The sequence below is a fragment of the Rhodococcus rhodnii NBRC 100604 genome (assembly GCF_001894925.1).
Lineage (GTDB): Bacteria > Actinomycetota > Actinomycetes > Mycobacteriales > Mycobacteriaceae > Rhodococcus_F > Rhodococcus_F rhodnii.
Genome location: NZ_BCXD01000016.1, coordinates 15,660 through 29,652, shown reverse-complemented (window position 1 = coordinate 29,652; position 13,993 = coordinate 15,660). Strand labels below are relative to the sequence as shown.

General features: G+C 68.5%; 17 protein-coding genes. 8 read left to right on the top strand and 9 right to left on the bottom strand.

The features are described from left to right. Nucleotides 1-11 precede the first annotated feature (11 nt). A complete protein-coding gene (locus tag RR1_RS13095; protein WP_010840397.1) occupies nt 12-407 on the top strand; it encodes a nuclear transport factor 2 family protein in 396 nt (131 codons plus the stop codon). Nucleotides 408-411: 4 nt separating this feature from the next. Here the strand turns inward: RR1_RS13095 and RR1_RS13090 are convergent, their stop codons facing one another. After that, entirely contained in the window at nt 412-1,065 is a 654-nt protein-coding gene (locus RR1_RS13090; protein ID WP_010840396.1) for an aminodeoxychorismate/anthranilate synthase component II, read from the bottom strand. Between the two features lie 36 nt (nt 1,066-1,101). Further along, complete coding sequence (locus RR1_RS13085; protein ID WP_040775660.1) at nt 1,102-1,815, bottom strand: DUF881 domain-containing protein; 714 nt, start codon at nt 1,813-1,815, stop codon at nt 1,102-1,104. A gap of 102 nt (nt 1,816-1,917) precedes the next feature. Between RR1_RS13085 and crgA the strand changes: the two genes are divergently transcribed. Continuing rightward, nucleotides 1,918-2,181: a cell division protein CrgA gene (gene crgA / locus RR1_RS13080; RefSeq protein ID WP_010840394.1), complete on the top strand. Its 264-nt coding sequence runs from the start codon at nt 1,918-1,920 to the stop codon at nt 2,179-2,181. A 102-nt stretch (nt 2,182-2,283) separates the two neighbouring features. Further along, nucleotides 2,284-2,712 carry a PH domain-containing protein gene (locus RR1_RS13075; RefSeq protein ID WP_238559101.1) on the top strand — a complete coding sequence of 143 codons (429 nt, stop codon included), beginning with the start codon at nt 2,284-2,286 and terminating at the stop codon, nt 2,710-2,712. Nucleotides 2,713-2,718: 6 nt separating this feature from the next. Here RR1_RS13075 and RR1_RS13070 read toward each other — a convergent pair whose 3' ends face one another. Next, nucleotides 2,719-3,642, bottom strand: coding sequence for a rhomboid family intramembrane serine protease (locus tag RR1_RS13070; protein ID WP_040775657.1), 924 nt, complete (start codon nt 3,640-3,642; stop codon nt 2,719-2,721). A gap of 28 nt (nt 3,643-3,670) precedes the next feature. Then, nucleotides 3,671-4,204 carry a peptidylprolyl isomerase gene (locus RR1_RS13065; protein ID WP_040775654.1) on the bottom strand — a complete coding sequence of 178 codons (534 nt, stop codon included), beginning with the start codon at nt 4,202-4,204 and terminating at the stop codon, nt 3,671-3,673. Nucleotides 4,205-4,280: 76 nt separating this feature from the next. On the opposite strand from RR1_RS13065, the gene RR1_RS13060 reads away from it, so the two are divergent. Then, nucleotides 4,281-4,988, top strand: coding sequence for a hypothetical protein (locus RR1_RS13060; RefSeq protein WP_010840390.1), 708 nt, complete (start codon nt 4,281-4,283; stop codon nt 4,986-4,988). 21 nt (nt 4,989-5,009) lie between these two features. On the opposite strand, the gene RR1_RS13055 is transcribed toward RR1_RS13060, so the two are convergent. Then, nucleotides 5,010-6,650 (bottom strand): alpha/beta hydrolase, encoded by a 1,641-nt coding sequence (locus RR1_RS13055; protein ID WP_051111347.1) that lies wholly within the window; start codon nt 6,648-6,650, stop codon nt 5,010-5,012. A gap of 75 nt (nt 6,651-6,725) precedes the next feature. After that, nucleotides 6,726-8,498, bottom strand: a complete 1,773-nt coding sequence (locus tag RR1_RS13050; RefSeq protein WP_010840388.1) for a DUF262 domain-containing protein — start codon at nt 8,496-8,498, stop codon at nt 6,726-6,728. Between the two features lie 178 nt (nt 8,499-8,676). Between RR1_RS13050 and RR1_RS13045 the strand changes: the two genes are divergently transcribed. Further along, nucleotides 8,677-9,183 carry a hypothetical protein gene (locus RR1_RS13045; RefSeq protein WP_040775651.1) on the top strand — a complete coding sequence of 169 codons (507 nt, stop codon included), beginning with the start codon at nt 8,677-8,679 and terminating at the stop codon, nt 9,181-9,183. Continuing rightward, entirely contained in the window at nt 9,180-9,827 is a 648-nt protein-coding gene (locus RR1_RS13040; RefSeq protein ID WP_051111346.1) for an RES family NAD+ phosphorylase, read from the top strand. Before RR1_RS13045 ends, RR1_RS13040 begins: the two co-directional genes overlap by 4 nt. A 23-nt stretch (nt 9,828-9,850) precedes the next feature. On the opposite strand, the gene RR1_RS13035 is transcribed toward RR1_RS13040, so the two are convergent. Further along, a complete protein-coding gene (locus tag RR1_RS13035) occupies nt 9,851-10,507 on the bottom strand; it encodes a response regulator transcription factor (protein WP_010840384.1) in 657 nt (218 codons plus the stop codon). Between the two features lie 51 nt (nt 10,508-10,558). After that, complete coding sequence (locus tag RR1_RS13030) at nt 10,559-11,779, bottom strand: sensor histidine kinase (protein WP_238559100.1); 1,221 nt, start codon at nt 11,777-11,779, stop codon at nt 10,559-10,561. Between the two features lie 172 nt (nt 11,780-11,951). Between RR1_RS13030 and RR1_RS13025 the strand changes: the two genes are divergently transcribed. Further along, a complete protein-coding gene (locus RR1_RS13025) occupies nt 11,952-12,575 on the top strand; it encodes a DUF4352 domain-containing protein (RefSeq protein ID WP_010840382.1) in 624 nt (207 codons plus the stop codon). Nucleotides 12,576-12,665: 90 nt separating this feature from the next. Here RR1_RS13025 and RR1_RS13020 read toward each other — a convergent pair whose 3' ends face one another. Beyond that, nucleotides 12,666-13,268, bottom strand: a complete 603-nt coding sequence (locus tag RR1_RS13020; protein ID WP_010840381.1) for a DUF3558 domain-containing protein — start codon at nt 13,266-13,268, stop codon at nt 12,666-12,668. A gap of 176 nt (nt 13,269-13,444) precedes the next feature. Here RR1_RS13020 and RR1_RS13015 point away from each other — a divergent pair, with 176 nt between their 5' ends. Further along, complete coding sequence (locus tag RR1_RS13015; RefSeq protein WP_010840380.1) at nt 13,445-13,921, top strand: hypothetical protein; 477 nt, start codon at nt 13,445-13,447, stop codon at nt 13,919-13,921. Nucleotides 13,922-13,993: the final 72 nt, after the last annotated feature.

Below are 13,993 nucleotides of genomic sequence, written 5' to 3'. Positions count from 1 at the left end.
ATCCCTGATGCATGCGCGAGGAGATCGTGGAGGCACTGGCCGAGGTGGCGTCGGCACTCGACCGCCGGGACTGGGAGGCACTGGGCGCGTCGTTCACCGACGACGCCGAGGGCTACAGCGCGTCGGGACGCGACGCGATCGTCGCCGTCGTTCGCGCGCATCTCGGCGGGTGCGGGCCGTCGCAGCATCTGCTCGGGAACCATCGCATCGAGATCGACGGCGACACCGCGCGTTCGCTCACGTACGGCCGCGTGCATCACGTCGCGGCGGACGGCGACGCCGTCTACGAGTGTTTCGGCGAATACGACGACCGCTGGGTCCGCTCACCCGGCGGGTGGCGGCTGACGCGCCGCGTCTTCACGGTCTCGTACGAGTTGGGCGATCGCGCCGTCCTGCAGCCGGGCTGACGCCTCACACGCCGAGCGCGGTCTCCATCTCGCGTTCGAGGGTGCGGACGAGGGTCTCGTCGGGCGCCTCGCCGCACACGGCAAGCCAGTTCGCGAGCATGCGGTGCCCGCCCTGCGTCATGACGGACTCGGGGTGGAACTGCACGCCGTGGATCGGCAGTTCGCGGTGCCGCACCCCCATGACGATGCCCGAGTCGGTCGTGCCGGTGACTTCGAGCGAGTCCGGCATCGTCTCGGGCAGCACGGTGAGCGAGTGGTAGCGCGTCGCGACGAACGGATCGGGCAGACCCGCGAGCACGCCCTCGCCCTTGTGGTGGACGAGCGAGGTCTTGCCGTGCAGCAGTTCGGGCGCGCGGTCGACGGTGCCGCCGAAGGCCGCGCCGATCGCTTGATGCCCGAGGCACACGCCGAGCAGCGGCGTCGCTTCGTCGGCGGCGGCGTGGACGAGTTCCATCGTGACGCCCGCGCGCTCGGGCGTGCCGGGGCCGGGGCTGAGCAGGATGCCGTCGTAGCCGCGGGCGGCGGCGGTGATGCCGCCGGGGCCGGTGAGCCGGTCGTCGTCGTTGCGCCACACGTCGGCCTGCGTTCCGAGCTGGCCCAGGAACTGGACCAGGTTGAACACGAAGCTGTCGTAGTTGTCGACGACCAGGATCTTCATGGGACCAGGGTAACGGTGCGGCTCACCGACACGGCGTCAGCCGCCGGTGTACGCGGGCACGGTGATCTGCGACGACGGCTCCTGGGTGTAGCCGAGCCCGAACCGCGTGGCGTACTGCTTGTAGATCGCGACGCCACGCTCGGCGTCGAGCGCCTGGCCGAGCCGCTCGGGATCGCCGATCGCGGTGACGACGTACGGCGGGCTGTAGGTGCGGCCGTGCAGCAGCAGCGTGTTGCCGATGCACCGGGGTGCGGACGTCGCGACGAGCCGTTGGTCCTGCATGCCGATGGCCTCGGCGCCGCCGGCCCACAGCGCGTTGAGCACGCTCTGGACGTCCTGTTGATGGACGACGAGGTCGTTGGGCGACGCGTCGGCCGGGTAGCGGCCGTCGGGGCCGCGGGGTGCGTCGGTGAGGGTCACCGTCATGCCCGGCCCGGTCACCTCGGTGCGGCCGGCGTCGGCGGCGATCGCGTCGATCTCGGTGAGGGTCGCGGCGACGTCGGTGTCGGCGGTCGCGGCGCGATCCTGCGCGTCCTCCACCGCGGCGGCGAGTTCGTCACGCTGTGCGGCGAGGCCGTCGGCGTGCTGTTGCGCGTTGCGCACGAGATCCGACAGCCGTGGCGAATCGCCCGCCCGGATCTCGGTGCCCTCGGAGACGTCGCGCGTCGTCGCGAGCAGCAGGCCCGTGACCAGGCACACCGCGAGTGCGAGGACCCGCCAGGCGCGGCCTCCGGTCACTCGTGCACTCACGGTCGTCGGCTCCTCGTCGTCTTCCGATAGCGTGTATATGGGACACGGGTAGCCGAAATCTACCCGCCGTGAGCAGCCCACACACGCACGAGCGAGGACGTCATGCCCAAGTCGAAGGTACGGAAGAAGAACGACTACGCGATCAACCCTGCCAGCCGCACACCGGTGAAGGTGAAGGCGGGGCCGTCGAGCACGCTCTACGTCTCGGTGATGCTGGGGCTGATGCTCGTCGGACTCGCGTGGCTCATCGTTTACTACCTCGCGGCGGAGCACATCGGCTTCATGAACGCCCTCGGGCCGTGGAACTTCCTGGTCGGGTTCGGGTTCATGATCGTCGGGCTCGTCATGACGATGCGGTGGAGATGACCTGCGCAGATGGCGCACCGAGCCGGTCAATTACAGCCGTGTCATTAATCCCCACTGTGGAGAAACGCTGTGGATGAATCGACCGAACGGTCTCACTCGGTCGTGTCCTGGTCGACTCCGACGGCCGCCGTCGTCGCGCTCGTCGCCGGCGGTGTCGTCCTCGCGGGCGCCGCGGCGTTCGGTGGCCTCGACGTGGCGGGCCAGGTGCTCATCGGGCTCGCGGCCCTCGGATTGTTCGTGAACGCCGCGCTGTCGGCGCGGCAGCGACCGCGGCTCGCCATCGGGCCGGGACCCACGCTCGTCCTACAGCGTGTGTCGGCGCGCCGCGTGTACGAGCGCGGCGACATCGACCGGATCCGGCTCGTGAAGTACCCGCGGCTCGGCCGGCGCGTCCCGATGCTCGAGCTCGACGTCCGCGAGCCCGACGGCACCGAGAAGCTCGTCATCTTCGGCAGATGGGATCTCGGGACGAGCCCGCAGACCGTGTTCGAGGCGCTCTCGGTGCACGGTCTCGTCCCGGACGAGAAGTGATCCCGTTCAGCCGATCACGAACTGCTGACGCAGCTGCAGTGCTCGCGCGGCGATGAGGCCGATCGTCACGATCGCCACGACGGCGACCGCCGCCCACCCGAGCTTGGCGGCCGTGTCGCCGGTCGCCTTGCGCCACTGCGGGACGTAGAGCAGGCCCGCCGTCGCCGCCGCACCCGCGACGAGACCGCCGAGGTGCCCGAACAGCGAGATGCCCGGCACCGAGATGCTGATGACGATGTTGAGCGCGATGACGGCGACGATCGAGCCGGGGCTGCGGCGCAGCCGGAGCAGGATGACGGCGAGCGCACCCATGAGGCCGTAGACGGCGCCCGAGGCGCCCGCGGTCGGCGCCATCAGCGACTGGAACCACACGACGGATGCCGAGCCGCCGAGCAGCGCGATGAGATACACCGAGAGGTAGCGCGCACGGCCGAGCGCGGCCTCGACGTCGCGGCCGATGATCCACAACACGAGCATGTTGACAGCGAGATGCATGATCCCGAAGTGCAGGAATCCGCTGCCGATCACCCGGATCCACTCGCCCGGCGCCGCGAGCATCACGGGGACGAGCGCCCAGTCCGCGAACAACGACGAGCCGGCGGCGTTGTTCATGACGCTGCCCGACTGAGCGGCCGTCACGCCGAACACGGCGACATTGAGCGCGATGAGGATGTAGGTGACGAGCGGCGTCGCGCGCTGCGAGGACATGGTCGCCCCCGCGATCGTGCGGGGCTGACGGATCGACTTGTTGCCTTCGGCGACACAGTCGACGCACTGATAGCCCACGGACGCCTCGCGGAGGCAGTCGGGGCACGCGGGTCGGCCGCAGCGCGTGCAGGACAGGGCCGTGGGTCGGTCCTGATGCCGCACGCACCGCGGCTGGGGTGGGATGCCGCCGTCCGGCGCACCACCCCAGCCGGGGTTGCTCATGAGTTGTCCTTGCTTCTCGCTTCGGCCGTCAGGCCTTCTCGATGGTCACCGAGTTGACGACGACAGGCTCGACGGGGCGATCGCCGCGGTCGGTCGCCGTCGTGGCGATCGCGTCGACGACCTTCTTCGAGTTCTCGTCGACGACCTCGCCGAAGATCGTGTGGCGACGGTTCAGGTGCGGCGTCGGGCCGACCGTGACGAAGAACTGCGAGCCGTTGGTGCCCGGGCCCCGGTTGGCCATCGCGAGCAGGTACGGGCGGTCGAACTGCAGCTCGGGGTGGAACTCGTCCTCGAATTCGTAGCCGGGGCCGCCCGCGCCGCTGCCGGTCGGGTCGCCGCCCTGGATCATGAATCCGTCGATGATGCGGTGGAAGGTGACGCCGTCGTAGAACGGGCCGGAGTTGCCACCCGACGCATTGGCGGTCGAGTAGTCCTTGGTGCCCTCCGCGAGCCCGACGAAGTTCTCGACGGTCTTCGGTGCGTGGTTGCCGAACAGCGCGATCTCGATGTCGCCGCGGTTGGTGTGCAACGTTGCCTTGGCTGTCTGATAAGGTGAAGTCACACCCCCATCGTGCCACCTGCGACGCTGCCGTCTCTGCTCGTCCCGGTAACGGGCCCTTCGCGTCTAGAGTGAGGACATGAGCCGTACTGCGAAGAAGGCCGAGACCACGCTTCCCGTACCGAGTGCGCTGCTGGCGCAGGCACCCGTCGTCGCCGAGACCGCGAAGGACGTCGCGGCCGAGGCCCGCGAGCGCGCCGTCGAGATCGCCGAGCGCGTCGAAGAAGCCGCGGTGGCGGCGAAGAACTCCGAGGCCGCCGAGTCGGCGCGCTCGCTCGCCCGCCGTGGCGCGAGCGCCGTCGGACGCGGGCTGACCGATCTCGCCCGGTTCGCCGGGCGCAGCGGCACCGCGGTCGCCGCGGCCGGTGCCGCGAAGAAGATCACGCCGTCCGGACGAAGCGAAGCGAAGGCCGAGGCGGAGGCTGCGCGCAAGAGCACGCGCCGCCGCCGGGTCCTGGTGTTCGGTGGGCTGACGCTCGGCGCCGTCGCGATCGGCGGCTACCTGTACTCGCGCAGCCGCACCGAGCCGCCCGTCGCGGCCGCACCGCCGAAGCTCGCCGAGTACCCGACGCGCGCCGACCGCAAGGTCGTCGAGGACACCGCCGACGACAAGGCCGATTCCGTCGCCGAGACGACGAGCGACATCGCGCCCAGCGACGAGGTTCCCGGTGCCCCGAAGACCAACGGCGCAGCTACCGGCGGCGCCTCGGGAGCGTCGGGTACGGGGGCGTCGGGCACGGGCGCTGCGGGCAACGGCACGTCGTCGAGCAGCGACGACAAGGCCTGAGCCTCACTCCTCGAGGGCGCCTCACTCCTCCAGCGCGCTGCGCACCGTCGCGACGTCGTCAGCGGTCCAGTCGAGCTGCTGCAGGATCGCCGCCCAGAGGTCGGCGGCGTCCGATCCGTATGCGTGGCCGTGCCCGTCGGGGACGTCGGCGGAGAACACCATGTCCAGGGTGACCTGCCAGAACGTGACGGCGGGCAGCCAGCGTATGCCGGGATCGACGTCAGGGCCGAGGGGTTCGCGCAGCCAGTCCGGCCGACGCAGGATCAGGTCGGGTGACCACCAGACGATGGGGTCGCTCGCGTGCTGCCAGTAGACGATGCGCTGCTCGCCCCACGGCGTGCCGAGGTCGAGGTCGCTCGGCGATGCCGCGAACCGGACGGCCTCGCCGTCGTCGATGACGGGCAGGCGCTGCGGTGAGCCGGGGTCACGGTCGTCCGTGATGCGTTGCCACTGCGGCGTGAAGTGGGGTGTGCCCGTCCAGATTCCGCCGTCGACGCGCGCGAGCATGTCCTGCTCGCCGGAGAACGCGGCCTGTCCGCCGAACGAGCCGAGGCTCTCGCCGAAGACGTAGAGACGTGGACGGGCGTCCTCGGGCATGGCGTCCCAGCGCGAGTAGACGGCCTCGAAGAGTGCGCGGCCGGCTTCGGGCGGGCTGTCGCGGTCGGCGAGGAAGGCGAGCGGGCTCGGCAGGTAGGAGTACTGCATCGACGCGATCGCGCTGTCGCCGGCGGTGGTGTATTCGAGTGCCTGCGCGAGGTTCTCGTTGATCCAGCCGCGGCCCGTCGTCGTCGCGACGGCGAGGACGTCGCGGCTCCACGCGTCGGTGCGGTCGAGTTCGGCGACGACGCGCGCCGCGATCCCGTCGAAGGAGTCTGCGGCTTCGCGGCCCGCGTAGGCGCGGATGGGTTCGATCGCCGGGCGGCCGATGGTCTCCTCGATCTCGGCGGCGTCCGGACCGGAGGCGACGAACGTCCGGCCTTCCTTGCCGAGGCTGTCGAACGGCTCCGCCGACTCCGGTGAGCCGGACCGTTCGGGCTGCGTCGGCGGCTCGACGTCGTCGGCGGTGCCGTTGTCGGCGAGGGCGAACGACTCGTCGATGTTTCCGACGAGGGCGCGGTAGGGCGCGCCGTCGATGAGGAACAGGGCGAGGACGAGCAGGAGCGCGACGCTCGCCGTGCGCGCGATGGGGCCCGGGACGTAGCGACTGCCGTAGCGGGTGAGGCGGTTGCTGGCGCCGCGGACGAGCCGCGCGAACCCGACGAGGATCGCGACGACGAGTGCCGCGACCAGCAGCACGAGCAGGTAGCGGGAGCGTCCGGGCTGGGGCGCGCCGACGAGGTCGCGGACGACCTCCTGCCACCACGAGCCGAGGACGAGGAAGGCGGGGATCGCGATCGCGGCGACGGCCGCGAGCACCCACCAGCCGGTGCGCCGCGTCCGCTCCGACCAGGACGGGGAGATGCCGCAGCGCCGCACCAGCCAGGCGGCGACGACGCCGATCACGTAGCCACTGACGAAGCTCAGTCCCGTCGCGACGGACTGCAGCAGCCACGTGCGTGGGAGGAGCGACGGCGTCATCGACCACACCGCGAAGATCAGGCCCAGCGCCAGGCCCACGGGGTGGAACCGGCGCAGTTGGCCCAGTAGAAAGTCGCGGATCATGTGCTCAGTATGGTTCGGTGCCGCGCGATGTCGAACGCTCGACACGTCCGAGCCCACTGATGCGACGCACGGCTGTCATGCCTCGTCCGCGGCGGTGGCCAGCGGAGTTCCCAGTGCCTTCACGAGCCGGCTCCTCATACGTTCCTTCCGGGCCTCGAAGAAGGACAGAAACTCCGACAGCTCCAGCGGAAGATCGTCCAGATCGTTGTCGTGGACGTAGTTCTTCCGGTGCGCGTCGGTGGGAAACGCCGACTCGATCCAGGAGCCGGGAAGAGAGTCCTGCTTCTCGATGTTCGCGCTTCCGGCCAACAGCTGGAGGTTCGGTAGCAGATTGACGCTTCCGATGAAGTCGTCGACGACCTCGGCGGGAATCCCCGAGTTCAGCAGACGCTTCTTCGTGAACCGCGACTTCGGGAAGATGTGGTCCTCGTGGAACTGCTTGCTCAGGTCCAAGCCCGGGTAGAGGACCGACAGCACCGAGAAGGTGCGCTGCCCTGCGTATTTCAGGTTGAGGAGCTCATCGACTTCGACGTCGTCGAACGACAGCGGCTTGCCCACCGCAGCCATCGCCGACTCCACCTCGGCGACCGGGAAGCCGTCACCTGCACGAGCGATCAGCGCCTCGCGAATACGAGTGAGGGTCGTGTCCAGACCGGACCCCCAGATCCCGCGCTTGATCAGTGATCGCGTCACCCATCCCTGTACGGCCAGTCGATCACGTGCGTCCGAGCTGGAGTCGAGATATGAATCCTGTGCTCCTCGCAGGTGGAGGTAATGGGCGAGAGGAACGATCACGCTGTTGGCCGTCAGATTGTGCTCGTTGTAGCCGAACTGCTGTAGCAGCGCGGCGGCCCGAAGCAATGCACCCTTGACGTCCGGCCACGCCGACTCGACCTTCTCCATGTTCGCCTGCGTGAAGTTGGAGACGGTGAACCGGACATCCACGCCTGCGATAGTGAGTGCCGTCTTGAGAACGACATCCTTCGAGAACGAGAACTGCCGGCCCGCATTGCTGTTGAGATCGGCGACCAGCGATCGAACCTCCTCGCGGGCGTCGAGTTCCTTCCACTGATTCGTCGCCATCGACAGCAGCAGGTCGGAGTACGACAGCGGGGTGCCGCCGCTGTTGACGCGGACGAAAATCTCCAGGACCTTGTCCGCGTCCTGATCCGTGACGAGGAAGTAGTTGATCGGCTTGAGTACACGGACCGCGTCGTACAGGTCGTACAAGCGCTGGAACGCCTCGCCGTCATCTGCGATGCGCCGTCGTGCCAGCTCCTTCATGATGGCGGGTCCGGAGTTGGCCAGGCCCAGCACGGCACCGACCCGGAACCACTTGTCGGGCTCGCCGTCACGCGGCGCGGCTTCCGTGTCCTGCAGGAAGCGCAGGTCGTACTTCAGCCCGAGTTCCTCGTCGGCGGGGTCGTCGACGAGGTTGAGGTAGAGCCGCTTCACCGGGAAGGCGCCGGCGCTGTTCCACCAGGCGTACTTCTTCTTCTCCGCGAAACTCCCGTACAGAGCGATGTTGAGCGAGGTGAGACGCTGCTGACCGTCCAGAACCGCCGTCGTTCCCGTGCCAGCAGGGACCGTGGCTCGATCGGCGTACGGGTTGTCCCGCTCGTGGTAATCGGTGAGGAACTCGTAGAACGTGTACGACCTCGCCGTCTCCGGCTTCACCTCCCACAGCAGGAAGGAGCCGACCGGGTATCCGCGCATCAGGCTGTCCACCAATCGCACGATCTGATCCGTGCCCCAGACGAATTCGCGCTGAATCGCCGGCATGAGGTACTCGCGCCGATGAATCGCGCCGAGAACGTCCTCGATGCTGCGAGGGGTTTGGAAGGACACTGTCGCTCCTTTGGAGGGAAAGGTCGAGCACACCTGCATGCACGTCGACACCGGCCGACGAAATGTCGGTGCTCGGCTATAGCGCTCGGCCGGTCCGCCGTTACATACGCGGGCGTCCGACGATCGGGCCACTGTTGACCTCTTGACTTGACCGGTTGACCAGCGGACGATGGGGTTCATGGGCACACCGCTGAAGAAGGTCGTGGACGATCAGCTCGAAGCGAGCGGCATGGCCGAAGAGCGCCTCGATGCCGAGGACGTTCGCTACCTCCAAGCGGGTGTCGCCAAGGTGCTGTCGAATCTCAGGGCACGACGCGTGTGGGAGAACCACATCGGCCCGGTCCTCACGCACCGACAGATGCTCGACGTCACTGGTTGGTCGAAGCAGGCGTTGAGTCAGGCGGTGCAGGCACACCGCGTGCTGCGGCTCGTTGCCGAGGACGGCACCGTCGGTTACTGGTCGGGCGGCCTCACAGACACACCTCCACACCGCCCGATTCCCGGCCTCAAGGAGACGTTGACCGCCTGGGCTGCAGCCGACGTCGAGGGGTGGACCGTCGCGTCCTGGCTGACGACCGAACAGCCGGAGCTGGATGGGCGGACACCCCGCCAGGCGCTGATCGATGGAGACGACAACGACGTGGTTGCGCTGGCTCATCGAGCCGCCCAGCGGCTGGTCTCGTGACGCCGCCGCGAGCAACGCGACACCTCTCGACACCACCCACTCCCGACAACCTGCGCAACTTTCCGACGAGAACGATTCCGGCGGGGTCCGCCCTGTTTCGCACCCACCGTGCCGCACTGAGTCCCTGGTGGTTCGGGAGCAGCATGGTCGGCAGATTCGATCTCCCCGCCCCGTTGGGAACCTGCTACGTCGCGGAGACCGAGATGATCGGCCTCTACGAGATGCTTGCCGGTGTTCGATTCGTCGCGGAACCCGACATCGCATCCCGGACGGTCTCGGAGTTGACGGTCGACCACGATCTGATCGTCGCGGACGCCACCGCCAACGACGGGATTCGATACGGGCTCACTGCCGAGATTTCGACCGTCGTCGACTACCGACTCACGCAGCACTGGGCCAAGGCGCTGCAGGCTGCTGGGTTCGACGGGATTCGCTACTGGGCCCGCCACGAGTTGGCACATGAACATGCCTGTCTTGCTCTGTTCGAATCCTCGGGCGACAACACCGTGTCCGTCGAGACGCCCAGCGACTACCGGGTCTCTCGCACCCACAGACTGACGGATAGAGCAGACCTGTTGGATTCTCTGGAGCGGCATGCCGGTATCACCGTCGTGGCGCCGCCGCGGACGCTCGGTCCGCTCTAGCGTCGCAGCTACACGAGACCTCGTCAGTCGACGAGGCCTGCGCGCATCGCGGCGAGTGCGGCTCGGACTCGGTTGTCGGTGCCGAGCTTGGTGAACACCGATGAAAGGTGGGTCTTGACGGTCGTCTGGCCGAGATACAGCCGCGTCGCGATCTCGGAGTTCGAGGCGCCGGTGGCCAGCTCCTGCAGCACCTGCCGTTCCCGCTCCGACAGGTTCGCGAAGGCAGAAGGCACGACGGTGGGTGCCGGGTCGGGGTGGTGGGCGGCGATGCGGCGCAGCGATTCCTGACTGAAGAGCGTGTTGCCGGCGGCGACGACGCGCACCGACTGGTGGAACGTCTCCGGCGCTTCGCCCTTGCTCAGAAAGCTGTGGGCGCCTGCGGCCACCGCCTGGACGACGAGGTCGTCGACGTCCATCGCCGTCATCGCGATCACCTTCGGCGCGTCGGGCAGGGCGAGCAGCTGGCGCGTGGCCTCGAGGCCGCCGACGCGGCGCATCTTGAGGTCCATGAGGACGACCTGCGGCGTCGTGCGGCGCACGGCGTCCGGCACGCGGTCGCCGTCGTCGGCCTCCCCCACCACCGCGATGTCGTCGGTGGCCGCGAAGATGTCGGTCACGCCGCGCCGGACGAAGGGATCGTCGTCGACGACGAGGACGGTGATGGGCGGCGTGGCTGTCATGGTGGCGACAGCATAAGCAGGCCATCCGACATCGCACGGCGAGAAGACGATTCACGCGAACCACGGGAGCCAGCACGAGACGACGAAGCCGTCGGCGGTGACTCCCGCGTGCACCGTCCCGCCGAGCTGACCGGCCTGCTCGGCGAGCCCCGTCAGGCCCGTCTGCGAACCAGAGGCGACCATCGGCGGCGCACTGCTCAGCGCGTTGCGAACGTCGATGCGGATGCCATCGTGCTCGCTGCCCGTGACGCCGACCTGCACCGTCTGATCCGCGGCGTACTTCTGCGCGTTGGTCAGGGCCTCCTGCACCACGCGGTAGGCCACGTGGCCGGACGCGGTGCCGACGTCGCCGGGCTGCAGATCGGTGAACAGTGTGACGTGCAGGCCGGCGGCGCGCGCCGACTGCACGAGGTCGGCGACGGCGTCGATCCCCTGGTGCCCACCGGGTGAGTCGGCCGTCCCGCGGAGCACGCCGACGATGTTCTTCAGTTCGTCGAGCGACTCGTGGGCGGTGGCGCGAATCTTCGAGGCGGTGTTGACGATCTTCTCCGGTTCGTCGACACCGCTCACCTGGATGCTCCCCGCCAGAAGCGAGATCCGGCTCAGACCCGCGGCGAGGGTGTCGTGCATGTCGCGGGCGATGCGGGTGCGTTCCTCGGTGCGGATCACTTCGTCGTGCATCGCGCGGGTCTGCTCGGTGGCTTCGTCGCGGCGGCGTTCGGCGACGTCGAGCTGGGTGCGGGTGCGTTTCACGACGGCAAGCGCCACGACGATCCCGACCAGGACGGCGGCGACCAGCCACGGTATCCACCAGTCCATGTCCCAGACCGGTTTGGGCGCACCGGGTTCGGGTTTGCGTTCCATGCTGAGGACGGAGTTGTCGCGGGTGCGGTGTGCGTCGTAGACGAGCGACACCACACACGCCACGTAGACCGCGGCCACCGCGGCGACGACGCGCCGGCCCTGCTCCGCCTTGAGGAGCGCGAAGAGCGCAATGAGCGCCGCCGTGGCGTCGGTGGAGAAGAAGAGCGGCCCCACCAGTGCGGCTGCGAGGACGGCCCACGGGTGCTCGTGGCGGCGGATCAGCGCGACGGCCGCGACGAGGTTGAGCACGAATCCGAGTGCGTAGTTCCAGGTGGGCGCGGTGCCCGAATCCTGCGACAGGACGAACGTCGCCAGCGAGCAGAAGGCGCTCAGCGTCACGGCGCCCGTCGTCCATGCGCGCCGAACCCAGCGGGAGCGGCGCGAGGGCGGGGCTGCGGTCGCGGTCACGATGTGCACGCTACGCACGTGCACCGACGTGCGGTATCGACCGATCGGACCGGTATCCGACCGAAAGGAGGAGGCGATCCGGCCGGTCGGACGAAGCGCCCGCGGGTGGGCGTCGAGTGAGCTGAGAGCACAGCCGGCGGAGTTCGTCCGCCGCTCAGCGTAAGGAGACGAGATGTCCACTCCCGGTTCGTACCCCACCCCCGAACAGCAGCCGCAGCACCAGCCGCCGCAGAAGAAGCGTCGCGTGTGGCCGTGGCTCGTCGTCGGCGTTCCGGTGTTGCTCTTCGGAGCGTGCGGGGTCGCTATGGTCTCGAGCCTCGGTGGTGACGGCGACGATGCCGCCGTCACCTCCGGTCCCACTCCGGCGGGTGACGCGGTCGCCGCAAGCGGCCCTGACTTCCCGGGCAAGCTCGACGACGACACGGCGGCGGAGGCCGGCGCCACCATCACCGGCGACGACCTCGCCTACACCGTGGGCCCGCTCGAGGCGGTCGATTCGGTGATCGGCAGCTACCTGTGCAGCTCGGTGACCATCGAGAACGTGGGGAGCGCGCAGAACGACTTCAACGGGTACACCGACTGGAGCCTGCAGGATCCGAGCGGCGCGATCCGTGACGCCACCTTCGGCACCGACCGTCCGATGCTCAACTCGGGCCAGATCGCGCCGGGCGGGCAGGCCAGCGGTAGCGTCTGCTTCGACGCGCGTGGCAGCGCAGCCCCCGGCACCTACGTCGTGCTGTTCGAGGACATGTTCTCGCTGTCCAGTGACCGGCTCGCGTGGGTGGGTGGGCTCTGAGGACGGCCGAATTGACGACGACCCACCGAGTTCGCGATCAAGTGCCCTCTCGGTGGGTCTGCGCACCTGCCGTTGCTGTTGTGCCCGTGTTTACTTCGCGGGATTCATCGCGTCGACCACTGCCGCGGCAGTCTGCTCAATGCCTTCACAACGTTGATCGGGAGTGGTAGGCGAAGCGGGCGAACCGAGGTCGCGATCCGTTCGCAGCAGCAAGACAGCGCCGAAGTCACTCGGGAGCGCGGCAACGCAGGAATCGGGTACCCGTGGATCGAGCATCATCAGTGCGGGGACTCCAGCGAGCGAGGACTCCGTCGCGTAGCCGGAATTGCGAGCCCGGTGTTCGTCGAGAGTGACGTTCCCGGCGGTGACGGTCAGGTGATAGCGGCGGGGATCTGTCTTCCAGCTGCACCCGAGGAACGTCTGCGACTCGCCGAGCGTGTCGGCGCCGTCCTCGGTCGCGGGATCGTATCCGATAGCGGAGATCGCCTCGTCCGTCAGATCTCTGCACGGGTCGAAGGTGACCTGCGGCCGCTCCGACTCATCGATGTGTCGCGGCGGCAGCGCTGGCGAACTCGAGTCCGCCTCGTTGCTGGAGCTCGGTGAATCTGCGCCGCCCGCGTTTTCGGAAGCGCACGACACGGCAAGGAGGAGCGCAGCGGCGATCAGTGGTACGCGCAGCGAGTTGGCGCTCATAGTGCCTTCGCGTCCCGCAACATGTCGTCGCAGTGTGCGACGCGTTTGTCGATGGTTCCTTCGTCGAGTCGTACTACAGCCATCGGTGTCCTCCCCCTCGCCTCGGCAGTTCAGCCGGTCAGCCTAGCGTGTCGGCGGCAGTCGCCACCCACATACTTTAGAAGTACCTTTGAAGTATGACGGTCGATGAGGTGACGTTCTCAGAGCTGCAACTACAGGGGAAGGCGACGGTCGAGCGGCTACGACGGTCGAGCGCGCAGTCGTTGCTGGTGCGCCGCCGGGACGCCGAGGATCTGGTATTGACCACGGCGGCGCGAGCCCAGCTCGAGCACACCGCCGCATCGGTGTCGACGCGGATGCTCGTGACGTTGGTGCAGCGAGACTCGCGTGCTCGCGAGAGCGTCGTCGCGGCCCTTCCCGAGGTGTTCCCCTGGGTGACATTCCTGCCTCCTGACGACGTCGAGGAGTTCGTCACCGAACTCCTCGACACCCTCCGCGCGGCGGATTCACTCGACAATCCCACGCCGGTGGTCCACGTCATCGACGCCTGGCAGCACACAGCCGAAGTGCTCGCCGACCCGGAACTTGCCGCCGTTCTCGCGTCGGACACCGATGGTGATCATGGCGCCGTCCTGCCCCCTGGCGAGTCGTGAGCCCGAAACGCGGGGACCGGGTCACCCCTCCGGCAGATCCGTCAGACGGCTGGGAGCTTCGCTTCGCTACGA

What these genes read in the sequence shown, in the direction of transcription:
- RR1_RS13060 (WP_010840390.1), top strand. Translation starts at nt 4,281, where the DNA reads ATGAGCCGTACTGCGAAGAAGGCCGAGACCACGCTTCCCGTACCGAGT.
- RR1_RS13015 (WP_010840380.1), top strand. Translation starts at nt 13,445, where the DNA reads ATGACGGTCGATGAGGTGACGTTCTCAGAGCTGCAACTACAGGGGAAG.
- crgA (WP_010840394.1), top strand. Translation starts at nt 1,918, where the DNA reads ATGCCCAAGTCGAAGGTACGGAAGAAGAACGACTACGCGATCAACCCT.
- RR1_RS13055 (WP_051111347.1), bottom strand. Translation starts at nt 6,650, where the DNA reads ATGATCCGCGACTTTCTACTGGGCCAACTGCGCCGGTTCCACCCCGTG.
- RR1_RS13095 (WP_010840397.1), top strand. Translation starts at nt 12, where the DNA reads ATGCGCGAGGAGATCGTGGAGGCACTGGCCGAGGTGGCGTCGGCACTC.
- RR1_RS13035 (WP_010840384.1), bottom strand. Translation starts at nt 10,507, where the DNA reads ATGACAGCCACGCCGCCCATCACCGTCCTCGTCGTCGACGACGATCCC.
- RR1_RS13070 (WP_040775657.1), bottom strand. Translation starts at nt 3,642, where the DNA reads ATGAGCAACCCCGGCTGGGGTGGTGCGCCGGACGGCGGCATCCCACCC.
- RR1_RS13045 (WP_040775651.1), top strand. Translation starts at nt 8,677, where the DNA reads ATGGGCACACCGCTGAAGAAGGTCGTGGACGATCAGCTCGAAGCGAGC.
- RR1_RS13090 (WP_010840396.1), bottom strand. Translation starts at nt 1,065, where the DNA reads ATGAAGATCCTGGTCGTCGACAACTACGACAGCTTCGTGTTCAACCTG.
- RR1_RS13020 (WP_010840381.1), bottom strand. Translation starts at nt 13,268, where the DNA reads ATGAGCGCCAACTCGCTGCGCGTACCACTGATCGCCGCTGCGCTCCTC.
- RR1_RS13025 (WP_010840382.1), top strand. Translation starts at nt 11,952, where the DNA reads ATGTCCACTCCCGGTTCGTACCCCACCCCCGAACAGCAGCCGCAGCAC.